The organism is Novosphingobium capsulatum NBRC 12533 (genome assembly GCF_001598375.1).
Taxonomy (GTDB): domain Bacteria; phylum Pseudomonadota; class Alphaproteobacteria; order Sphingomonadales; family Sphingomonadaceae; genus Novosphingobium; species Novosphingobium capsulatum.
In genome coordinates this window covers 28,804-50,385 of sequence record NZ_BCYV01000003.1, presented here as the reverse complement: position 1 = coordinate 50,385, position 21,582 = coordinate 28,804, and the positions used below count along the sequence as shown (strand labels likewise).

Sequence of the window (21,582 nt, the reverse complement as noted above, 5' to 3'; positions counted from 1 at the left end):
GGAGAGGGGTTTTCGTGAAGGACTTCGCGATTTCCGAGGATCCGGCCGTGCAGGCCCAGCTCGATCGGCTGGGCGCACTGTCGCTGCCGCAGGGGCGGCTGGGCCTCGACACCGTGCGCGAACTCTGCGCCCGGCTGGGCAACCCGCAGGACCGCCTGCCCCCGGTGTTCCACGTTGCGGGCACCAACGGCAAGGGCTCTACCTGCACCTATCTGCGCTATATGCTCGAAGCACAGGGCTTGCGCGTCCACACCGCCACCAAGCCGCACCTGGTGCGCTATAACGAGCGCATCCGCCTTGCCGGGCAGTTGATCGACGATGCCACGCTGGCCGCCCTGCTCAAGCAGGCGCTCGATGCGGCGCAGCCCGATCTCACGCCGAGCTTTTTCGAAGTGACCACCGCCGCGCTGTTCCTGGCCTTTGCCAGCGTGCCGGCGGACGCTTGCGTGATCGAGACCGGGCTGGGCGGCCGGCTTGACGCCACCAACATCCTGCCCACGGCCGCCGTTACCGGCCTGGCCACGCTGGGCTTGGATCACGAGGCGTTCCTGCTGTCACCCGATACCACCATCCCCGACGCCGCCGTGCACGATCCGCTGGTGCGCATCGCATTTGAAAAGGCCAGCATCGCCAAGGCGGGCGTGCCGCTGGTCACGCTGCGCTATCCCGCCCGCGCCGCGCAGATGGTGGCGGAAACGGCCACAGCGCACGGCGCCCCCGTGCTGGCGCGCGGCACCGCGTGGGACGCCACGATCGGCCAAGACATCGCCTATCGCGATGCCATGGGCACGCTCACCCTGCCGCTGCCCGCCCTTGCCGGGCTGCACCAGGCGGAAAACGCTGCACTCGCCGTGGCGATGCTGCGCCACCAGACCGTGGTGACGATTGATGAAGCGGCCATGGCTGCGGGCATCCGTGCCGCGCGTTGGCCCGCCCGTCTGCAGCGGCTGGGCCATGGCCCGCTGACCGCGCAAGTGCCGGGACGCACAGTGTGGCTCGATGGCGGGCACAATCCCGACGCCGGGCTGGCGATCGCCCGCCACCTGGCCGCGCAGCCGCCCGTGCACGTGATCATCGGCATGCTGGCCAACAAGGACCCTGGCGCCATCCTGGCCCCGCTGGGCGGCCATGCCCTGTCGATCTCGGTCGTGCCCGCACCGGGCCACGATGCCCACCGGCCCGAGGATTTCGCCGCGCACAGCGCCTTGCCCGTGCGCAGCTTCGCCGACGTGGCGCAGGCGCTGGCCGCGCTGCCACCGGGTGGCGACGTGCTGATCGTGGGCTCGCTCTATCTCGCTGGCGACGTGCTGCGGCGGAATGGGGAAGTGCCGGATTGAGCCGTTCGGGCAAGGCCTCTCACCACCCCCAACCCCCTCCTCTGAAGAGGAGGGGGCTTCATTTTTAGCGCTTTACCTCCCCCTCCTCTTCAGAGGAGGGGGTCGGGGGGTGGTGAGAGGCCAAACGCGACACGCGCACCCATTCCAGCAGCACGAACACCACCGCCAGTCCACCGGCGGCCGCCGCATAGCGGAATACCGTGGCATAGCCGTAAAGGTCGAACGCCTCGCCGGCGATGCCTCGCCCCAGCGAGCCGATCAGGAACGTGAGCGAAGAGAGCAGCGCATATTGCACGGCGGTGTAGCTGCGGCTGACGATCGTGGAAATATAGGCCACGAACGCTGCCCCGGCGATGCCGGTAGATATGTTTTCAAAGCCGATCGTCAGCAGCAGGCGCACCATGCGATCATCGAACCCGAAGGCGCCCAGCAGGGCCTGTAGGCCCACTCCATGGGCCACGCGATCGATCATCGCCCCGCCTTCGGCAAGATCAGCATAGACGAAGTTGCCCAGGATGGGCAGCGCCACACCGAGCAGGATCGTGGGCATGCGCCCCACCCGCACGAACAGGAAGCCACCCAGGCCAACCCCCGCCATGCTCATGAAAATGCCGAACAGCTTGGAGGCAAAAGCAACCTCGTCCTTGGAATAATGCAGGAAATCCAGATAGAACGGAAAGGCGAAGCTGGCCCACATATTATAGCACAACGGATAGGTCAGGATCATGCCGATCACGATCAGCACGCCCCAGCGCAGCCGCCCGACCAGTTCCGACAACGGAGAAACAAGCGCCACATAAAGATGGTTGAGCGCAGTGCGCCCCGGGCCATGTGCATCATCAGGCGCCACCAGAACCGCCTGCCCGCGCACCTTGAGCGCATTGACCACTGCCGATACCAGCAAGGGTACACCGACGGTGGCGAGCACGATCCAGGGGCCAGTCTCGCGCGTGAAAGCAGCCACCGACGGATGCTTTGCACCCGGCGCCAGGGGGCGAAGCATCTGGACCATGAAGACCACGATCGTGACGATCGCCCAGGTCCAGCTTAACCCCACGACCAGCAGAGCCAGTCCTCGTGCCTTAGGCACCAACTCGCCAGGCTGGCTGAGCGCGGCATGCAGCGCACCCTGCCCTACGCGCGGCGTATCCGGCGCGCGCAGCGTTACCACGATGATCAGCGCGATCAGCCCGGCCATCAGCAGATAGACCAGCGGCCAACTCATCCGCCCGGCCATGACCAGCGCCAGCGCGCCCCCCACGATCGAGGCGATGCGATAGGAAAACTGCCCGATCGAGGTGAGCAGTTCCACGCTGGTTTGCTCGTCGGCCACATCGATACGCCAGGCATCGATCGCCACGTCCTGCGTGGCAGAGGCCAGTGCGCCCAGGAAGGCGAACAGCGCGAACGTGCCGATGGCATGAGCCGGATCGGTAGCGGCGAGGCCCATGAAACTGGCGACCAGCACGCCCTGGCACAGCGCGATCCAGCTCTTGCGCCGCCCCAGCCGCTCAAGCCCGGGCAATGCCAACCGGTCCACTAGCGGTGACCACAGGAACTTGAACGAATAGGTCAGCCCGATCCACGACAGCACGCCGATCGTCGCCAGATCGATCTTCACCTCACCCAGCCAGGCGTTGAGCGTGCCGATCAGCAGCGCAAAAGGCAGGCCCGAGGAAAACCCGAAACCCAGCATCGTGGCCGACTTGCGCGTTTGCAATGCCAGCTTGAACAGCTGCCAGCCCTTTGGTTTTTGTGGCGCTGGGGCCGATGCCATTGTGGTCTCCTGGTTGCTCGATCGGCACCCTAGGCGCGGGGAATGCCCTTCGACAAGCTCAGGGCGTACGGAATTCCTTGCCCGCCCGTTCGGGCTGAGCCTGTCGAAGCCCCATGCCTGAACTTCAAAGCCCCCCGCTTTGACGCAAAGCCGGCGATGGTCTATGGGCCGGCGATGACACTTCCCCCAAAAGGCAGGAGCGGCCGCCCGGGACGGCCCGCCGCTTCCAACAAGGCCGCAAGTACACGCCGTCCCGATGGCAAGCCCGCGCCGCGCGCAGACCGCGCCGCGCCCCGTGACGGCGCCAAGCCGGCCGGCAAGCCAGCCGCCCGGCCGGGCACCAAGATCGAAGGCAAGCTGAGCCCCAAGCCGGCCTCCCCCAAGCCCGCCGCGCGCCGCGACGATCACCCCAGCGGCATGGCCCAGGCCCGCTCGCTCACCCAGCCCCGCGTCGGCGAGCGTCCCAAGGGGGACCGTCCGTTCAAGATCGCCAATCGCACCCCCACTGGCAAGCCGGCGGCGCGCCCCGCGCCCACTCCCGCCCAGCCGCGCGAAGATGGCCGCGAGGGCGAACGCATTGCCAAGCTGCTCGCGCGCGCCGGCGTTGCCTCGCGCCGCGAAGTGGAGCGCCTGATCACCGAAGGTCGCGTGCGCCTGAACGATGAACTGGTCACCACGCCCGCCACGATTCTCAAGAACCTCAAGGGCGTGAGTGTCGATGGCCGGCTGATCGCAGCCGCCGCCCCCACCCGCGTTTTCCGCTTTCACAAGCCGGCGGGCCTGATCACGGCCGAGCGCGATCCGTCCGGGCGGCCCACGATCTACAACGCGCTGCGCAACGCGCTGCCCCCCGAAACCCCGCGCGTGATGCCGGTGGGCCGGCTCGACCTCAACACCGAAGGCCTGCTGCTGCTGACCAACGATGGCGAATTGAAGCGCGCGCTGGAACTGCCTGCGACCGGCATCCCGCGCACCTACCGCGCCCGCACCTTTGGCGACATCTCGCAAGACCGCCTGGAAGAGCTGATCGAGGGCATCGAGATCGAAGGTGTGCGCTATGGCCAGATCGATGCCAACATGGAGCGGCGCACCGGCCGCAACCAGTGGATCGAAATGACCCTGACCGAAGGCAAGAACCGCGAAGTGCGCCGCGTGCTCGAGCACCTGGGCCTTCAGGTCTCGCGCCTGCTGCGCATCGCCTATGGCCCGTTCGAGCTGGCCGATCTGCCGCGCGGCGGGGCCGAGGAAGTGCCGCAGGTTCTGGTCGAGCGCTTCCGCAAGACGCTCAAGACCAGCCCTGCCCCGACCAACTTCGCCCAGCCCAAATCGGAAAATTGAACGAATGCGTATCATTGCTGGGCAATGGCGCGGGCGCAAGCTGAGCGCTCCGGCCGGAGACACCACCCGCCCCACGTCTGACCGCACGCGCGAAACGCTGTTTTCGATGCTGGCCAGCCGGCTGGGCGATTTCGAAGGCCTCAAAGTGGCCGATCTGTTTGCCGGATCGGGCGCCCTGGGGCTGGAAGCGCTGTCACGCGGAGCGGCGCACTGCCTGTTCGTGGAACAGGACGCCGCGGCGATCCGCGCGATCCGGGCCAACCTCGCCGCCTTTCGCGTGCAGGGCCAGGCCGACGTGCGCGCCTCGTCCGTGCTCTCGCTCGGCCCGGTCAAGGAGCCGCTCGACCTGATCCTGCTCGATCCGCCCTATGGCACCGGTGCAGGCGCGGTGGCGGTGGACAAGCTGGTGCGGCTGGGCTGGATCGGCGAAGGCACCTGGGTTTCCCTCGAAACCCACGCCGACGAAGTGCCGCAGATCAAGGCCTGCGAAGTGGAAAGCGAACGCAAGGTGGGCAAGGCCCGCCTGACGCTGCTGCGCCTGAAAACCAAGGACTGACGGGCCGCGCTTTGCGCCCTTCGACAGGCTTAGGGCGAACGGGTCACGTTGTTGAAATCCGTTAGGACTGAGCCTGTCGAAGCCCTCTATCGCGCCGGCTTGGGTGCGAACACCACGCCCGCCAACGTCACCGCCCCCGCGACCGTCAGGAACAGGCCGACGCTCGCGGTGCCGCCGCGCAGGGCCAAGGCCTGGGCGGCGAAGGGCGCCAGTGCCCCGCCGATGATCCCGCCAACGTTGAACGCGATCGAAATCCCGGTGTAGCGGACCGGCACGGCATAGAGCGTCGGCAGCCAGGCGCCGAGCGGGCCATAGACCAGCCCCATCACGAACAGCGCCAGGGCCAGCGTGGCAAAGACCAGCGGCAGATGGCCCGAGCCCAGCCCCACCCCGAAGACCAGGCCGACCAGCGCGGTCAACCCGGCGCCCGCGCGCAGCACGGCTGCCGGCCCGCGCTTGTCCGCCCACCAGCCGGCGAGCGCGATGCCCGCCGCCAGGAAGAAATTGGCTGCCAGCTGCACCGCCAGAAATTCCTGCTTGGCATAGCCCAGCTTGGTCGTGGCGAACGACAGGGCAAAGGTGGTGGCCAGGTAGAAGATGGCAAAGCAGGCGACCACGCCGGCAATCCCGGCCAGCACCGCACCAGGATGATCGGCCATCAGGCGCCCAACCGGCACTTTGGGCGGCGGCGCGGCTTCCTGCGCGGCGCGAAACGCGGCGGTTTCCCCGATCTTGAGCCGCACCCACAGGCCCAGCAGCACCAGCACCGCGCTGGCCAGGAACGGCACGCGCCAGCCCCAGCTGGCAAAGGCGGCTTCGGGCAAGGTCATGCCCAGGATCAGGAACAGCCCGTTGGCAAAGAGGAAGCCCAGCGGCGCCCCCAATTGCGGCGCGGCACCAAAGCGTGCCTCCCATCCCTTTGGCGCGTTTTCCACCGCCAGCAGCGAAGCGCCGCCCCATTCCCCGCCCAGGCCAAAGCCCTGGCCAAAGCGCAGCAGGCACAGCAGCGCCGGGGCCACTGGCCCGGCCATGGCATAGGTAGGCAGGAACGCGATGAGCATGGTCGAGCCGCCCATCAGCATGAGGCTGGCCACCAGCGTGGACTTGCGCCCGACCCGATCGCCGAAATGGCCGAACGCGATGGCCCCGACCGGCCGGGCAAAAAATGCCAGGCCAAAGGTCATGAACGAGAGCAGCACTTGCGCTTCGGGCGCCTGAGCCGGAAAGAACAAGGGCCCGATGACCAGGGCCGCCGCCGTCGCGTAGATATAGAAATCATAGAATTCCACCGCCGTGCCCACCAGGCTGGCGGCAAGGATGCGGGCGTTCTGGCGAAGCGGATGGGAAGGCGCGGTCATGATCTGCGCGACGTTCCCGCCGGCCCCTTCCTTGTCAAGCGCGCAATCGATTTGGCGGCCTGATACGCGGCGCTGACGCAAAAAGGGGCGCCGGTTTCCCGGCGCCCCCTCCCCGTTGCCAAGGCAACAGATGTGCGACCCTTCAGGGCTTGTTTGGATCAGACACCGCCACGGTTGCGGCAGCTATCCGTCACCGTGCGCGAGCACACGGGATACTTCTTGGGCGTGGCGTCAGCGTTGGACGCATACTGGCTGCTGCTGCTGGCCGTCGCTGCGCTGTCCATGCCGGTATCGCCGCTCGGGGCCGGGGCGGGCGCTGCGGCGGTGTTGGCCGCCATGCCGCCTGACATGCCACTGCTGTTCGAGTCAGCGGTGGGGGCCGGCGGGGTGCTGCCCGCTGCCGAAGCGGATGCCGAAGCCGAAGCCCGGCCCTGGACCTGGGCCACGATCGACGGCCAGATCTGGGCGCGCTGGTCAGGCGTCATGGCATAGACCTGGCCGCGCTGGGTGTCATTCATCGCCCACCAGCCCTTCTGCTGGTCCGCATTCAGCGACCAGAAGTATTCCTGCTGGGCCGACGGCCATGCATCATACTTGGCCTTGAGATCGGCCGGCCAGCCATCGTACTGGCCCTTCTGTTCCGTCGTCATCGAGAACGGACCGGCCGGAGTTGCGGCAGCCGGCGGGGTGGCTGCTGCCTGAGCATGGAGAGCAACGGGCAGCGAAGCGGTCGAGAGCGCCAGAGCGCTGATGAAAATCATCTTTCGCATGGAGATCTTCTCCTGTTCCAAAGATCCGAATTGCCCAAGTTACGCCCGATCCTGTCATTTCGTTTCCGCGCATTCGGCCAGACGTGATATTGTGTCGATCAGCCGCTCGACTTGCCCCGTGTGTGCGGCAAGCGGTGATTTTGTTGATGTATGACAGATGAATGGGCTGCTTTGGCCGGGGCATCGGGCGGTAGCGAATGGGCAAATCCGCCTTGCGCCTGCGCACCCGGTTCCCTACTTGTTCCACCGTGACGAGCTTTTCCCCCCCTTCTCCCCACTCTCCCTCCGGCCCCCTTGCAGGCAACGAGCCCGATTGGCTGTCGGGCCTGAACCCGCCGCAGCGCGAGGCGGTGTTGACCACCGATGGCCCTGTGCTGATGCTGGCGGGTGCCGGCACCGGCAAGACCGCCGCGCTGACCGCGCGCCTGGCCAATCTGCTGCGCCAACGCCTGGCTTATCCGTCGCAGATCCTGTGCGTGACATTCACCAACAAGGCCGCGCGCGAAATGCGCGAGCGCGTGGGGCACCTGATCGGCCCCGCCGTGGAAGGTATGCCCTGGCTCGGCACGTTCCATTCGATCGCGGCCAAGATGCTGCGCCGCCATGCCGAGCTGGTCGGGCTGACCAGCTCGTTCACGATCATCGATACCGATGACCAGTTGCGCCTGCTCAAGCAGCTGATCCAGGCCGAAGGCGTGGATGACAAGCGCTGGCCGGCCAAGCAGCTCGCCGGGCTGATCGATCGCTGGAAGAACCGTGGGCTTGGCCCGGCCGATCTCGATGCCGGGGAAAACGAAGCCTATGCCAATGGCCGTGGCGCGCATTTCTACCGGCTCTATCAAGACCGCCTGCGCACCATCAATGCCTGCGATTTCGGCGATCTGCTGCTGCATATCCTGGTGATCTTCCGCCAGCACCGCGATGTGCTGGAAAGCTGGCAGGATCGCTTCCGCTATATCATGGTGGACGAATACCAGGACACCAACGCGGTGCAGTACCTATGGCTGCGGCTCTTGGCACAAGTGCGCAAGAACATCTGCGTGGTGGGTGATGATGACCAGTCGATCTATTCCTGGCGCGGCGCGGAAGTGGCGAACATCCTGCGCTTTGAAAAGGATTTTCCCGGCGCCAAGGTGATCCGGCTGGAGCAGAACTATCGCTCCACCCCGCATATCCTGGGCGCGGCATCGGGCCTGATCGCCGAAAATGCGCAGCGACTAGGCAAGCAGCTGTGGACCGAGCGCGACGGCGGCGACAAGCTGCGCGTGATCGGCGTGTGGGACGCGCCCGAGGAAGCGCGCCGCGTGGGCGAGGAGATCGAGCGGCTGGAGCGCGAAGGCTGCCCGCTCGACCGCGTGGCGATCCTGGTGCGCGCGCAGTTCCAGACGCGCGAGTTCGAAGACCGCTTCATCCAGATCGGCCTCGCCTATCGCATTGTCGGCGGCTTCCGCTTTTACGAGCGCGCCGAAATCCGCGATGCGCTGGCCTACCTGCGCCTGGTGGGCCAACCGTCAGACGATCTGGCGTTCGAGCGGATCTACAATACGCCCAAGCGCGGCCTGGGCGACAAGACGCTGGAAAAGCTGTTCCGCTTTGCCCGTGCCAACCAGGTGCCGCTGCTGCGCGCCGGCTATGACATTACCGATACCGACGAATTGCCCGCCCGCGCGCGCAACACGCTGGCCGCGCTGGTGCGCGATTTTCTGCGCTGGCGCGAACAGGTCGCCACGCTCTCGCCGGCCGAACTGGCGCGCACGATCCTCGATGAAAGCGGCTATACCGCCGCACTTCAGGCCGAAAAGACCGCCGAGGCCAATGGCCGCCTGGAAAACCTCTCGGAACTCGTCCGCGCGATGGAAGAGTATGAGACGCTGGGCGATTTCCTGGAACACGTAAGCCTGGTGATGGACAACGAGGCCCAGGCCAACGAGGACAAGGTCACGATCATGACCATCCACGCCGCCAAGGGCCTAGAGTTTGACCAGGTGTTCCTGCCGGGCTGGGAAGAAGGGGTGTTCCCCTCGCAGCGCGCGCTCGACGAAGGCGGCCTTGCCAGCCTGGAGGAAGAGCGCCGCCTGGCCTATGTGGCGATCACCCGCGCGCGGCGGCGCTGCACCATCCTCAATGCCGCCAACCGCCGCATCTATGGCCAGTGGACCAGCGCCATCCCCTCGCGCTTTATCGAGGAACTGCCCGAGGACCACATCGAGCAGGAAACCACCCTGTCGGGCGGGGCATCGATGTGGCGCGCCAACTGGAGCGAGGCGAGCGATCCCTTTGCCGATGTGGCGCGCAATCACCCCGCCAAGGCCAGCACGCGCGGCCCCGGCTGGCAGCGCGCCGCGGCGCAGATGTTCGATCCCAAGCCGCGCAAGATTGCAGAAAACACACGCAGCGCAGCCAGCTTTGCCAGCAAGCCACGCGCCGATCTGGCGGTGGGCGCGCGGGTGTTTCACGACAAATTCGGGTATGGCACCATTTCCAGCCAGGAAGGCAACAAGCTGGAAATCCAGTTCGACAGCGCCGGTGAAAAGCGCGTGCTCGACAGCTTCGTGAAACCGGCCTGAGATCGGGCCACAGGGGGATAGAGATGCGGGCATGGCAGCGTGGCGCGGCATGGGTGGCGGCCTTGGCCGGGGCGAGCGGCCTTGCGGCAACGGTTGCCTGGGCCTGCGCGGATAGCTCGTGCTCGCCGGTCTGGCGGCTCGATTCGCCAGACTATGCCTGCGAAGGCCGCGCGATGCTCAATCCCGGCAACGATACGCGGATCAACCTGCTGCTGCTGATCCGCAGCCTGGCCCCGGCGAGCGAGGCGGGTCTGGCCTATGCCAAGCCGGAATGGGACGATCAGCAGCTTGGCCACGTGTTTTTCAGCTGGCGGGGCCTGCGCGAAACACTGTGGCCGCAAGCGCCCGAGCCGGAGCCGGCCACCAGCGACACCACCGCCGCCCAATGCGCCCCGCCCAAGGCGGCTCAGGACGCCTTTGCGGCGGCGATGGCGGCCGACGAGATACCGCAGGGCTATCGTGATACCTTGATGGCAATGCGCGCCAAGGTCGGCTGCCCCGACCCCTTGCCCGCAACGGCGTTTCCCGATGTTCTGGCCGGCAAGTACCTGGAGTATCTGGCTGCCGCCGACGATTTCTATCGCGGGAATTATCCAAGCGCGCGCAGCCGCTTTGCTGCCCTGGAAACCAGCGCCTCCCCTTGGCTGCGTGAAACCGCCAGCTACATGAAGATCCGTGTCGCGCTGCGCAGCGCGGTGGCCGGCGCGATCGACAAGTACGGCGATTTTGCCGGTCTGGATAAGATCGACAAGGCGCAGGCACAGGCGGCGGGCGTCGCGATCGACGCCTATCTCAAGGCCTATCCGCAAGGGCGCTATGCCGCCTCTGCGCAAGGGCTGCGGCGGCGGGTGCTGTGGCTGACCGGGCAGGACGCGGCACTGGCCCAGCGCTATGAAGCGATGCTGCGGGCAACGCCGGGTAGCAGCGAGGCGGCCGCCGATCTTGCCGAAGAAATCGACAACGCCCTGTTGCAGCGTGACGAGGGCGTCCAGGCGATCATGGCCGCGAACAAGACGCCGCTGCTTATGGCGATCGCCGATCTGAAAGCGATGCGCCCCAGCGATTCGGCTAAGCCGATGCCGCTTGCTGCCGCCACGCTGGCGGCACAGGCACCAGCCTTTGCCGGGGATGGCGATCTCTATGGCCTGCTCGATGCCACGCGCAGCTATTATGCCGGCGAGGCGCCGCGCACGATCCTGACGCGGCTGCCCGATGCGGCGCGCGCGCCATCCTACACCCCGCTGGCGTTCAGCCGCCAGGTCTTGCGCGGCATGGCCCTGGCCAAGGCGCACGACGCCAACGAGGCCGGCTTTTGGCAGGAGTTGCTGGGCGGCGCCAAGGGGCTGTGGCAGGGCCAGCTGGCGCAGCTCGGCCTGGCGCTACGCTGGCAGCGCGACGGGCGGATCGACCAGGCCCTGGCCAGCGCCTCTCCGGTATCGGACACCACGCTGCGCCAGTTGATGCTGCAAACCATGGCGGCGCCGGCCATGCTGCGCGCCACGGCCACCGATGCCACGCGGCCCGATGAAGAGCGCAACGTTGCCCGCTTCACCCTGCTCTACAAGGGCTTGACGCGCGGCGCCTATGGCGATGTGGGCCACGATCTGGCGCTGGTGCCATCGGCGCCCAAGGCAGACCTGACCTCGTGGTATGGCAGCGGCCTGGGCACGCCGCCGGCGCAGCGGTTCACGCTGGGGCAATGGAGCAATGGCTGGCCCTGCCCGCCGCTGGCGCAGACCGTCGCCACGCTGGCGCGCGCGCCGGCGAACGCAGCGGCGCGGGTGTGCCTGGGCGAATTCTACCGCCTCAATGGCTTTGACGGCTTTGCGCTCTATGCCCCATCCGATCAGGTGGACCAGCTTGGCCGTGGCCGCGATCTGTTCCCCGGCACGCCGCTGTGGCGCGATGCGATCTACAGCGCGATCATTGCCGACAAGGCCGCCGCGCCAGACCTGCGCGCCTATGCGCTCTATCGCGCGGTGATGTGCTATTCGCCATCGGGCTATAACGGCTGCGCCGGCCCGGCCACCAGTTATGACGCAATGCAGGCGCAAGAAGTGCCCAAGGCGCAGCGCAAGGCCTGGTACGATGAACTCAAGGCCCGCTATCCGCAAAGCCGCTGGGCCAAGTCCTTGCGCTATTACTGGTGAGGCACCGGGCCATCATCCTGGCCGCGCTGGCCCTGCTATCGGCTTGCAACCGGCAGCAGCCCGCCCCTGCGCCCACCAAACCGGCCAAAGCCGCCAAGGCACGGGGCCCCGCAGTCGATCCCCATGGCTTTGACGCGTTCTATGTCTGGCCAGGCGTGCGCCCGGCCGCAGACCTGACCGCGCATACGCTCTACCTGCTCGATGGCGAGGTGCGCCGCCGCCCCGGCCCGGCGCGGTTCACCCGGCTGCGCGCCGGGTTGCCACGCCTGCCCGATGCCCAGCTGTGGCTGGTGGTGCGGATCGATCGGCTCGACCTGTCGCCGCGCACTTGGGCGGTGATCGTGGCCGACATGGAGCGCTGGCAGGCCGCTGGCAATCATCTCGCCGGCCTTCAGATCGATTTCGATGCCGCCACGCAAGGGCTCGATCGCTATGGCGCGTTTCTGGCCGATGCGCGCAGCCACCTGCCCCGCCCGTGGCGCCTGTCGATCACCGGGCTGATGGATTGGAGTGCCAACGGCGACCCTGCCGCGCTGGCACGGCTCAAGCCGGTGATCGATGAAGTGGTGGTGCAAACCTATCAGGGACGCACCACGATCCCTGGCTATGATGCTTATTTCCGCAAGATGGCGCATTTCCCGCTGCCGTTCCGCGTGGCCCTGGCCGAGGGCGGCGCCTGGACGCCGCCCCCTGACCTGGCCCGAGAGCCGCAGTTCAAGGGCTATGTCGTGTTTCTGATGCCCAAGCAGATCAGGCGGTGATCACGCGTCCATCGCGTGGCGGCCCGGCCGCACGGTGGCGCGATGGCCCACCCGGCCGGCCGCGTTGCGCTGGTCGATCGTGTCCATCATCACCCATTCGTTGGTTACTGCCTGCGGCGTGACAGTCAGCGCCATGTAGCCGCGCTGCGCCGTATCGCACCACGCCAGTTCGGGATTGGCGGCCACCAGGCCCGCCGCCACGGTTTGCGGCGCCACGCCGACATCGTGTTCGAAGCCCGGCGAGGTTACCGAATGCCCGGCAAATTCCACTGCCGTCGCCTTGCCATCCTGGCGCAGGTTATAGGCCCAGGCGTTGTGGCTATCGCCCGAGATCACCACGGTATTGCCGCCCATCGCCTGCACGCTGCGCAGGAAGCGGGCGCGCGCCGCCGGATAGCCGCCCCAGTTGTCGTAATTGAACGGCAGGCCGAGCTTGGCCGCCATGATCCCGCTGCCGACATAGCGCGCGGCCTGTTCCGACTGGCCGCGCACCCAGTCCTGCGCCGTGGCCGGCATTACCGTTTCGCCCATGATCGTGCCAAAGCCCACGATCTGCCAGGGCCGCCCGCTCTTGACCGAGGCCTGCATCGCGCTGGCCAGCCAGGCTTCCTGCTCGCTGCCCATCATCGTGGCGGCCGGATCTTGCCAGGCGCCATCGCGGAATGCCTTGAGCGCGGCCATGGGATCGGCCGCCTGGAACAGGGGCGCCACATCGGGCTGCTGGGTGCGGCCAAGCAGGCGGGTTTCGGTGCGGAACAGCGTGGCCAGGCCGCCAATGTCATAGGCTTTCCACGGCGCCTCGCTCACCGGCATCCATTCGCGATAGACCTGCATCGCGGCGTCCTTGCGCACGCTCCAATCGCCTTCGGTGGCCGGATCGTGATGCTGCGCGCCGCCGGCCCAGCTGTCATTGGCGCTTTCGTGATCGTCCCACTGCGCGATCATCGGAAAGCGGGCGTGCAGCGCCTGAAGATCGGGATCGGCGCGATAGCTGGCATAGCGCAGGCGATAATCGGCCACGTGCACCGTGTTGGCATCGGGCAGCACGGTGCGGCCGGCAAGGCTGTCCTTGGGCAGCGGATAATGGCCGGGCGCATATTCATAGAAATAGTCGCCCAGGTGAATGGTGCAATCTAACGCATCGTTGCGCGCGGCATGGGCATAGGCGTTGAACCAGCCGAACGGCATGTTGGAACAGGAAAACACCGCCGCGCGCCACGGCTGCTGGCCATCGGCCGGCAGAGTACGGGTGCGGCCGACCGGCGATTTGCTGCCATCGGGCGCGATGAAGCGGTAGTAATAGGTCCGCGCCGGTGCGAGGCCAGTGGCCACGATCTTGACGGTGTGATCCCGCCACGGGCCGGTCTGCATCGTGCCGGCGGCCATCGCGCGGGCAAATTCGGGAGTCTCGGAAAGCTCTACCGCCACATCCGCCACGCCGCCGGCTGTGGGCACATAGCGTGTCCACAGCAGGATCTCGTGCGCGCCGGGCTCGCCACTGGCGACGCCATGGGTAAACCCGCGGGCGCCCAACAGGTCGGCGGCGCGCACCCAATCGGGCAGGAGCAAGGCGCCCGTGCCGAACATGGCGGTCTTGATGATCTGGCGGCGATGAAACTGCATGGCGTTGGTCCTGGCAGGAAGGGGTTGTGCCCCTTCATCCCGGATTACGTGACAGCTTGATGAAATGCCGCGATATTTCGCTTCTTTGCCCCAAAGGCCCAGGCCGCTGGGGCCAGTACGCGCCGGATCAGGCCGGCGCGACCTGGCTCAAAGCGCGGAAACGTGCAGGAAGTTGGGGATCGGACCGTTCCATTCGCCCGGCGGGCTGGGCGGCTCGCTGCGGTATTCGCGGCGACGATCGCCCTGGCGGCCGGAATCGCTACGGCCAGCGTCAGCTCGGTAATCGTCGCGGCGATAGTCGTCGCGGCGATTATCATCACGACGGGGGGCATCACGACGGGGCTCTTCCCGGGTGCTTTCGGTGTGCGCCGGCGTGTCCTCTGCCGTCGGGGCAGCATCCTTCTTGCGGCGGGCGGGCTTTTCGGAAGCGGCCTTTTCCGCCTTGGGCGCGCGCTGCGGCTTTTCGGCCTTGTCGCGGCTCTTGCGCGCCGGGCGCTCGTCCGGTTCTGCGGCGGCACCGATATCCAGCGTCATCACCGGAATCGCGCCACCGGTCAGCTTTTCGACATTGTCGATCGCTTCGGCGTCTTCCGGGCTGACCAGCGTGAACGCACGGCCGGTGGCGCCGCCGCGGCCGGTGCGGCCGATGCGGTGCACGTAATCGTCCGGGTGCCACGGCGTGTCGAAGTTGAACACATGGCTCACCCCCTTCACGTCAAGCCCGCGCGCGGCGACGTCGGACGCCACGAGGATGTTGATCACGCCGTCCTTGAACTTCTGCAGTTCGGCGTTGCGCGCCGACTGATCCATGTCCCCATGGATTTCGCCCGCAGAAAAGCCATGGCTCTTCAGGCTCTTGGCCAGTTCGCGCACGGTCGTCTTGCGGTTGCAGAACACGATCGCGGTGCTCACGTTGTCGGTGCGCAGCAGGTGGCGCAGCGCCTCGCGCTTAGCGCGGCTGGCCACCTTCACCTTGTGCTGCACGATATTGATGTTCGTGCTGGCCGGGCGCGCCACTTCGATCGACTTGGGATTCGACAGGAAGCGATCCGCCAGCTTCTTGATCGGCGGCGGCATCGTGGCCGAAAACAGCAGCGTCTGGCGCTGCGACGGCAGCTTGGAGCAGATCGATTCGATATCGGGGATGAAGCCCATGTCGAGCATGCGATCGGCTTCGTCGATCACCAGCAGTTCGCAGCCGGTGAGCAGGATCTTGCCGCGCTCGAACAGGTCCATCAGGCGGCCAGGCGTGGCGATCAGCACGTCCACACCGTCTTGCAGGGCCTTGACCTGATCACCCATCTGCACCCCGCCGATCAGCAGGGCCATCTTGAGATCGTGGTTCTTGCCATACTTTTCAAAGTTTTCGGCAACCTGCGCAGCCAGTTCGCGCGTCGGCTCGAGAATCAGCGAGCGCGGCATCAGCGCGCGCCGCCGGCCGTGGGCCAGGATGTCGATCATCGGCAGCACGAAGCCGGCCGTCTTGCCGGTGCCGGTCTGGGCGATGCCGATGATGTCGCGCATCATCAAGACCGAGGGGATGGCCTGGGCCTGGATCGGAGTCGGCTCGTCATAGCCGGCGTCGATGACCGACTTAAGCAATTCATCAGAGAGGCCGAGATCGGCGAACTTCATGCAGGTTATGTTCCGAAAGCAGGATGGCCCGCCAGCCTGGCAACGAGACACCGTGCGTGTGCCGCCACCCTGGATGCAAGGCCACCGGTACGGGCCACTTGCGACCCGACACTCAATGCGGGCCCGCTATGCCGAAACCTGCCGGAAAGTCAAGGAAAGCCGCATGTGCCTGCGCACTCAGCGGCCCACCTCGCGCAGGTGGGTGATCATGCAGCTGGCCCCGGCACGCGAATGGATCACGTCACGCCCGGTGCAGAGCATCCCATCACTGCTTCTTTCGGCATAGAAACCGACATAGAAATCACGGGCATTGCAGGTTTTTTCCAGGCTGGCGACAACCTGGCGACGGTCTCTGAGCAGCAGGATGATCTGGCTGTCCGACGAAGACGGCGCGATCGCCGCGATCCCGCCCAGCGCCACGCACCCCCCGCCATGGCGCCCGCGCAGCACCATCATGGGCTGGGGCATGGGCGGTGGCGGCGGCATGTCGCGGCCCATGATGCCGGGGGTGATACGGATGATCAGGCGCTGTTCGATGCGCACCTGGCGCCAGGTTTCATCGGCAAGGCCATCGGCCAGCGCGCCAGGATCATCCAGCAGGTCGGGCGCAGCCGGGCTCATCGGGCCCGATGCGGCATCGCGCAGCGGCTGGGGCAGGCTGGCGGCGGGCATGGCGTGGCTGACCGGCGCAGAAGCGACTGCACCAGCCGGCGCCGTGCTCACGGCGTCAGGCCCGATGGCAACGCTCGCAAGCGCCGCCATGGCCAACAAGGGATGGACCAGACCAGGCATCAGCAAATCGGCAAAAACCAACGATCCCTCATGTCCGTGACCTTAGCGCCCCCCTTGGCACCTGGCCCTAACCGACAAGCCTCCAAGAGGCAGGCACTGTGCCTTGCAGCCAGCGCTTGAACAACGCCTTAACCCGGCCACGATGAAAAAGGAATTGCTGCGCGGCGCGCAGCGGCGTAGCCGGAGGCCATGGTCGAAACGCTTGCACCCCGCGCGGAAACCGCGCCTTTCCTGGAAGCCGCCGCTGCCCTGTTGGGCGCGAAGGGCTTTACCACTGATCCCGATGCGATCTCTCCCTGGCTGACCGACTGGCGCCAGCGCTTCACCGGTCGTGCCCTGGGCATGGCCTCGCCCGCCACGACCGAGGAAGTAGCCGGCCTGGTGCGCCTGTGCGCGGCGCACAATGTGCCGATCGTGCCGCAGGGCGGCAACAGCGGCATGTCTGGCGGCGCCACGCCCGACGAGACTGGCCACGCCGTGGTGCTCTCGCTGCGCCGCATGAATGCGATCCGCAGCGTCGATACCGCCACGCGCAGCGCCACGTGCGAGGCCGGCGTCATCCTGCAAGTGCTGCACGAGGCGGCCGAAGCCAAGGGCCTGCGCTTCCCGCTGTCGCTGGGCGGCAAGGGTTCGGCCACGGTCGGCGGGTTGATCTCCACCAACGCCGGCGGCACGCAGGTGCTGCGCCATGGCTCGATGCGCGCGCTGGTGCTGGGGCTCGAGGCGGTGATGCCCGATGGCACCGTGTTCAACCAGCTGGTGCCGCTCAAGAAGGACAACCGCGGTTTCGATCTCAAGCAGTTGCTGATCGGATCGGAAGGCACGCTGGGCGTGGTCACCGCCGCCACGCTCAAGCTGGAGCCGGCCGTGGCCGCGCGCGAAGTGCTGTGGGCCGGCACGCAAAGCCTGCCCCAGGCGCGCGAGTTGCTGCTCTTGGCCGAGCGCTTGGCCGGCCAGGCGCTGGAAGGCTTCGAAGTGATGCCCCAGCACAGCCTTGACGCGGTGCGCGATTATCTGCCCGGCGCGCGCCAGCCGTTGGCCGAAGACCACGCCTGGCACGTGCTGATCGAAATGGTCGCCGATGCCGATGGCGCCGAACGCCTGCCCGACCTGGCCCAGCGCGTGCTGGAAGAAGCGTTCGAGGCCGGGCTGATCGACGATGCCACCATGGCTGCCAACGAAACCCAGGCCGAGGCATTCTGGAACCTGCGCGAATCCATTGCGCCGGCCGAACGCGCGCTGGGCCCGGCGGTCCAGCACGATATCAGCGTGCCGGTGGAAAAGATGCCCGCCTTCGTCGAGGAAGCGGTGCCCCAGTTCGAGGCGCAATGGCCCGGCACCCGCGCCGTCGGGTTTGGCCACCTGGGCGATGGCAATATCCATTTCCACGTGATCGCCCCGCAAGGGGTTGACCGCGCCAGCTGGGAAGCGGGCGACGGCAAGGCGATCAGCCGCCAGGTCCACGACATGGTCACGGCCTGGGGTGGCTCGATCTCGGCCGAGCACGGCATTGGCCAGTTGAAGCGCGATGAACTGGCGCGGCTGGGCGATCCGGTGGCGCTGTCCATCCTGCGCCATATAAAGCAGGCGCTCGATCCCCAGCGGCTGATGAACCCCGGCAAGCTGATCTGACACCCGCGCCGGGGGCGGCCGATTCCAGCCCGATACCGAATCGGGAACGTTTTGGCCGATAAACCCCCAGTCCGGCGCGGCCTTGCGCTTGTCACTGCCGGGTTGAGGCCTTATGCCCGGCGCGCGCCCGTGCTGGCCACGGGCCCGTTATTGTTTTCGGAGAGAGTTCATGGCCAGCGCGCCGCAAGCCAACCTGCCCCTGTTCTACCAGGACCTCATGCCCCTCAACACGCGCGACCACGCCACGTGGCGCGCGCGCGGCGCCCAGTCGGCCCCCTGGCTGATCGGCCAGCACGCCATCCCGTTGACCGTGGAAGAGTTCCCGCAGGCGGCCCGTCACTTCCCCATCATCTTCGCCTCGGGTGACAATCCCGTGCCGCTGGCGCTGATGGGCCTGAACGAAGGCGTCAACGTCTTCGTCAACGAAGAAGGCAAGATCGACCAGCCGGTCTATCTGCCGGCCTATGCCCGCCGCTATCCCTTCATGCTGGCCAAGCTGATGCCCGACAGCGACGACCTGTCGCTGTGCTTCGATCCGTCGAGCGGCCTGGTCGGCGAATTCGAAGATGGCGAACCGCTGTTCGACGGTGACCAGCCGAGCGAAGCCACCAAGCAGGCCCTGCAGTTCTGCGAGCAGTTCGAACAGGCCGGCCAGCGCACCCAGGCGTTCATCGATGAGCTCAAGAAGCACAACCTGCTGATGGAAGGCGAAGTCGCCATTCAGCAGACCGGTGTGGACCAGCCGTTCATCTATCGCGGCTTCCAGATGGTGAATCAGGAAAAGCTGCGCGAGATCCGTGGCGACGTGCTGCGCGGCTGGGCCCAGAGCGGCCTGCTGCCGCTGCTCTATGCGCACATCTTCTCGCTCGACCTGATGAGCACGATCTTCGGCATCCAGGCCGAGCAGGGCAAGGCCCCCGCTCCGGTGGCAGTGCCCGCACTCTGATCCAGCAGGGCGGTCGGTACGCCGGCCGCCCTGCTCCGGGTTAAAGCGCCGAATCAGACAAGCCCCTGCCGGCAACGGCGGGGGCTTTTTCGTGGATTGCCCGCAAGTCTGTCTTCATCCTGACGCGCGCCGGTGTCACAAATTGTGAGGAATCACCCGAGCTTGGCCGCATGCTTAACGCCAAGTGTATTTGCCGTTCAGGAAAGGGCTGCGCAGCAAACAAAGATTCACGGTAAATGCAATAAATTTCTGCATCACCCCCTTGCATGGCCGGAAAGTGTTGCCTATCTTCATCACATCAGGTCGGCGCTCCCCTCATGGCCCGATCTGATTGGTGCACTTGGTGCACCTCCTCCCTGAACCTTGGCCACCTGGAGCTTGTCTCCAGGTGGTTTTTTCTTGGGGAGTTTGGGCGGGTCGCTACTCCGCCGCGCGGGGCCAGCGTTGCGCCGCCTGGCCCATGGCCGCAACATCGGCCGCCAACGCCCGCACCATGCCGGTCATCGTTTCCACCACGTCGGCCAGCCCCTCGCCCGGCTCTGCCAATGCGGCATCGAGATAGGCGCTGCGATCGATTTCCACCTGCATGGCATGAATGCCCGCCTCGCGCCGGGCCTGGCGCTCCAGGCCATAGCCGCCGGCATAGGGCCGGTTGTGCGCGGCGCGCGCACCGCAGCTGGCCAGATGGGCAAAGGCGGTGCCCATCACCCCGCCTGCACAGGCCGCGCCAAAGCGATCGCCCAGCACATAGGTGGGTGGCGCCTCCGCCGAATCGCGACGCGGCAGCGGCGGCATCGAGTGCAGGTCGATCAACAGCGCCGCCCCCCAGCGCGCAGCCAGATCAGCCAGCGCGTCGGCCAGGGCCTGGTGATAGGGCAGATGGATTTGCGCGATGCGCGCCTGGATTTCGGCCGCCGGGGTGCGCTGACGCCAGATTTCGCCCAACCCGACCAGCCGGCGGGGGACCAGCCCCAGCCCGCTATGCGCCCGGCGCGCCGCCATCGGCCCGCGCGGCAGCGGCGGAAAATCCGCCATGGCCGGATCGGGCACGATCATCTCGCGATCAAGATCATCCGGTGCGCGGTTGAGATCGATCATCGCGCGCGGAGCCCGCGCCACCAGCAGCGCCGCCCCGGTGTGCCGCGCCACGGCCTGTGCCACCAGATCGACCAGGCGATCCTCCAGCCGCCGCGCCGCCTGCGCCGGCTGGCGCATCGCCGCCAATACCCCGGCGGGATAGGACCGCCCGGCATGGGGCACGGCCAGGATCACCGGAATCGGCGCAGGGTTGGCCCGTTGCAGCACGAAGGCCGGGCCATCCTCTCCCGGAATCGTGCCGCCTTCGCTGTGGATTACCGGGGAAACCGGGTCGGTGCCGCCTGGCCTTGCCCCAAGGTGGCACGAATCGGTTGCGGGACGATCGTTTGCATCCATCATCATTGGCTGCAATGCTTTGCCAGTTCTGTCAAAAGCGCATCTGGGCAAAACTGCTGCCACAGCCAGCATCGATCACGCCGATGATGCTGGCCGAAGATTGTTAACCCGCCGGGCGCTATAGCAGCCCCCCGGCCGGATGCCCGCGCCGGTCACGGCGTGGCACACGGGCCGGGTGCATCTGGAAAACGACATGGAAAATCAGAAGGGTAACATGATCCGCATTCTGCTGGCAGAAGACGAAGAGGCCATGCGCACCTACCTTGCCCGCGCCTTGGAAAACGCCGGCTACAGCGTGGTCGCCGTGGATCGCGGCACCGCCGCGGTTCCCCTGCTCGAAAGCCAGACATTCGACCTGCTGCTCTCGGACATCGTCATGCCCGAAATGGACGGGATCGAACTCGCCCAGCGCTGCAGTGAAATCAGCCCGGGCACCAAGGTGATGTTCATCACCGGCTTTGCCGCCGTTACCCTCAAGGCCAACCGCGAGGCACCGCAGGCGCGCGTGCTGTCCAAGCCTTTCCACCTGCGCGACCTGGTGATGGAAGTGGACCGCATCTTTGCCGACGCGGCATAAAAAATCCGGATTTGCCCCCTTGCCAAGCCCCGGCGGCGCGGTTAGTGGGGCGCTCCCGACGCCGAGAGGCTGACGGACATTCGATGGTGCGGGCGTATAGCTCAGTGGTAGAGCACTATGTTGACATCGTAGGGGTCGCAAGTTCAATCCTTGCTACGCCCACCATCGGAAACCCTTGAAAAGCCCCGCTTCGGCGGGGTTTTTTCATGCCTGCCGCCGCCATCTTTTGCGCGCCTCATCCAGAAAATCTCACCATCGGGAAACACGCTGCAAGCCGATGCACGCTAGCTCTTCCGCAAGGGGCCTGGCGCCCCATGTGAAATGGGAGA

16 protein-coding genes and 1 tRNA gene are annotated in these 21,582 nt (G+C 66.7%); 10 read left to right on the top strand and 7 right to left on the bottom strand.

The window, feature by feature from the left end:
- The first annotated feature begins 14 nt into the window (after positions 1-14).
- Positions 15-1,337 carry a bifunctional folylpolyglutamate synthase/dihydrofolate synthase gene (locus SCA01S_RS00370; protein ID WP_062781759.1) on the top strand — a complete coding sequence of 441 codons (1,323 nt, stop codon included), beginning with the start codon at positions 15-17 and terminating at the stop codon, positions 1,335-1,337.
- A gap of 64 nt (positions 1,338-1,401) precedes the next feature.
- On the opposite strand, the gene SCA01S_RS00365 is transcribed toward SCA01S_RS00370, so the two are convergent.
- The gene (locus SCA01S_RS00365; RefSeq protein WP_062781757.1) at positions 1,402-3,114 is read right to left on the bottom strand and encodes an AmpG family muropeptide MFS transporter; all 1,713 of its coding nucleotides are present in this window, start codon (positions 3,112-3,114) and stop codon (positions 1,402-1,404) included.
- A 174-nt stretch (positions 3,115-3,288) separates the two neighbouring features.
- On the opposite strand from SCA01S_RS00365, the gene SCA01S_RS00360 reads away from it, so the two are divergent.
- Together SCA01S_RS00360 and rsmD are read left to right on the top strand one after the other, a co-directional pair.
- Entirely contained in the window at positions 3,289-4,452 is a 1,164-nt protein-coding gene (locus SCA01S_RS00360) for a pseudouridine synthase (protein ID WP_062781981.1), read from the top strand.
- A gap of 4 nt (positions 4,453-4,456) precedes the next feature.
- Entirely contained in the window at positions 4,457-5,008 is a 552-nt protein-coding gene (gene rsmD, locus SCA01S_RS00355) for a 16S rRNA (guanine(966)-N(2))-methyltransferase RsmD (protein WP_062781754.1), read from the top strand.
- Between the two features lie 86 nt (positions 5,009-5,094).
- On the opposite strand, the gene SCA01S_RS00350 is transcribed toward rsmD, so the two are convergent.
- Complete coding sequence (locus SCA01S_RS00350; protein ID WP_174544775.1) at positions 5,095-6,366, bottom strand: MFS transporter; 1,272 nt, start codon at positions 6,364-6,366, stop codon at positions 5,095-5,097.
- 158 nt (positions 6,367-6,524) lie between these two features.
- The gene (locus SCA01S_RS00345; RefSeq protein ID WP_062781750.1) at positions 6,525-7,136 is read right to left on the bottom strand and encodes a hypothetical protein; all 612 of its coding nucleotides are present in this window, start codon (positions 7,134-7,136) and stop codon (positions 6,525-6,527) included.
- Between the two features lie 317 nt (positions 7,137-7,453).
- On the opposite strand from SCA01S_RS00345, the gene SCA01S_RS00340 reads away from it, so the two are divergent.
- The 3 genes from SCA01S_RS00340 to SCA01S_RS00330 are packed head-to-tail and all read left to right on the top strand — an operon-like array spanning position 7,454 to position 12,614.
- Positions 7,454-9,703: an ATP-dependent helicase gene (locus SCA01S_RS00340; protein ID WP_245652402.1), complete on the top strand. Its 2,250-nt coding sequence runs from the start codon at positions 7,454-7,456 to the stop codon at positions 9,701-9,703.
- Between the two features lie 23 nt (positions 9,704-9,726).
- Positions 9,727-11,853 (top strand): PA5441 family protein, encoded by a 2,127-nt coding sequence (locus SCA01S_RS00335; protein ID WP_157088810.1) that lies wholly within the window; start codon positions 9,727-9,729, stop codon positions 11,851-11,853.
- Positions 11,850-12,614 (top strand): DUF3142 domain-containing protein, encoded by a 765-nt coding sequence (locus tag SCA01S_RS00330; RefSeq protein ID WP_245652392.1) that lies wholly within the window; start codon positions 11,850-11,852, stop codon positions 12,612-12,614. Before SCA01S_RS00335 ends, SCA01S_RS00330 begins: the two co-directional genes overlap by 4 nt.
- Here the strand turns inward: SCA01S_RS00330 and SCA01S_RS00325 are convergent, their stop codons facing one another.
- From SCA01S_RS00325 to SCA01S_RS00315, 3 genes are all read right to left on the bottom strand, one after another.
- Positions 12,615-14,237, bottom strand: a complete 1,623-nt coding sequence (locus SCA01S_RS00325) for an alkaline phosphatase D family protein (protein WP_062781738.1) — start codon at positions 14,235-14,237, stop codon at positions 12,615-12,617. It abuts the gene before it with no gap.
- Between the two features lie 147 nt (positions 14,238-14,384).
- On the bottom strand, positions 14,385-15,872 hold the full coding sequence (locus SCA01S_RS00320; protein WP_062781735.1) for a DEAD/DEAH box helicase: 1,488 nt from the start codon (positions 15,870-15,872) through the stop codon (positions 14,385-14,387).
- Between the two features lie 177 nt (positions 15,873-16,049).
- Positions 16,050-16,634 (bottom strand): hypothetical protein, encoded by a 585-nt coding sequence (locus SCA01S_RS00315; protein WP_157088809.1) that lies wholly within the window; start codon positions 16,632-16,634, stop codon positions 16,050-16,052.
- 219 nt (positions 16,635-16,853) lie between these two features.
- Between SCA01S_RS00315 and SCA01S_RS00310 the strand changes: the two genes are divergently transcribed.
- Positions 16,854-18,296 (top strand): FAD-binding oxidoreductase, encoded by a 1,443-nt coding sequence (locus SCA01S_RS00310; RefSeq protein WP_062781729.1) that lies wholly within the window; start codon positions 16,854-16,856, stop codon positions 18,294-18,296.
- 169 nt (positions 18,297-18,465) lie between these two features.
- Positions 18,466-19,242, top strand: coding sequence for a SapC family protein (locus SCA01S_RS00305; protein WP_022674549.1), 777 nt, complete (start codon positions 18,466-18,468; stop codon positions 19,240-19,242).
- A 420-nt stretch (positions 19,243-19,662) separates the two neighbouring features.
- Here SCA01S_RS00305 and SCA01S_RS00300 read toward each other — a convergent pair whose 3' ends face one another.
- On the bottom strand, positions 19,663-20,682 hold the full coding sequence (locus SCA01S_RS00300) for an N-formylglutamate amidohydrolase (protein WP_245652391.1): 1,020 nt from the start codon (positions 20,680-20,682) through the stop codon (positions 19,663-19,665).
- 208 nt (positions 20,683-20,890) lie between these two features.
- Between SCA01S_RS00300 and cpdR the strand changes: the two genes are divergently transcribed.
- Together cpdR and SCA01S_RS00290 are read left to right on the top strand one after the other, a co-directional pair.
- A complete protein-coding gene (gene cpdR, locus SCA01S_RS00295; protein WP_028657389.1) occupies positions 20,891-21,253 on the top strand; it encodes a cell cycle two-component system response regulator CpdR in 363 nt (120 codons plus the stop codon).
- A gap of 90 nt (positions 21,254-21,343) precedes the next feature.
- Positions 21,344-21,418 (top strand) — tRNA-Val (locus SCA01S_RS00290).
- Positions 21,419-21,582: the final 164 nt, after the last annotated feature.

Coding starts and splice junctions, on each gene's coding strand:
- SCA01S_RS00365 (WP_062781757.1), bottom strand. CDS start 3,114: ATGGCATCGGCCCCAGCGCCACAAAAACCAAAGGGCTGGCAGCTGTTC.
- SCA01S_RS00360 (WP_062781981.1), top strand. CDS start 3,289: ATGACACTTCCCCCAAAAGGCAGGAGCGGCCGCCCGGGACGGCCCGCC.
- rsmD (WP_062781754.1), top strand. CDS start 4,457: ATGCGTATCATTGCTGGGCAATGGCGCGGGCGCAAGCTGAGCGCTCCG.
- SCA01S_RS00350 (WP_174544775.1), bottom strand. CDS start 6,366: ATGACCGCGCCTTCCCATCCGCTTCGCCAGAACGCCCGCATCCTTGCC.
- SCA01S_RS00345 (WP_062781750.1), bottom strand. CDS start 7,136: ATGCGAAAGATGATTTTCATCAGCGCTCTGGCGCTCTCGACCGCTTCG.
- SCA01S_RS00335 (WP_157088810.1), top strand. CDS start 9,727: ATGCGGGCATGGCAGCGTGGCGCGGCATGGGTGGCGGCCTTGGCCGGG.
- SCA01S_RS00325 (WP_062781738.1), bottom strand. CDS start 14,237: ATGCAGTTTCATCGCCGCCAGATCATCAAGACCGCCATGTTCGGCACG.
- SCA01S_RS00320 (WP_062781735.1), bottom strand. CDS start 15,872: ATGAAGTTCGCCGATCTCGGCCTCTCTGATGAATTGCTTAAGTCGGTC.
- SCA01S_RS00315 (WP_157088809.1), bottom strand. CDS start 16,634: ATGGCGGCGCTTGCGAGCGTTGCCATCGGGCCTGACGCCGTGAGCACG.
- SCA01S_RS00310 (WP_062781729.1), top strand. CDS start 16,854: ATGGTCGAAACGCTTGCACCCCGCGCGGAAACCGCGCCTTTCCTGGAA.
- SCA01S_RS00305 (WP_022674549.1), top strand. CDS start 18,466: ATGGCCAGCGCGCCGCAAGCCAACCTGCCCCTGTTCTACCAGGACCTC.
- SCA01S_RS00300 (WP_245652391.1), bottom strand. CDS start 20,682: ATGATGATGGATGCAAACGATCGTCCCGCAACCGATTCGTGCCACCTT.
- cpdR (WP_028657389.1), top strand. CDS start 20,891: ATGATCCGCATTCTGCTGGCAGAAGACGAAGAGGCCATGCGCACCTAC.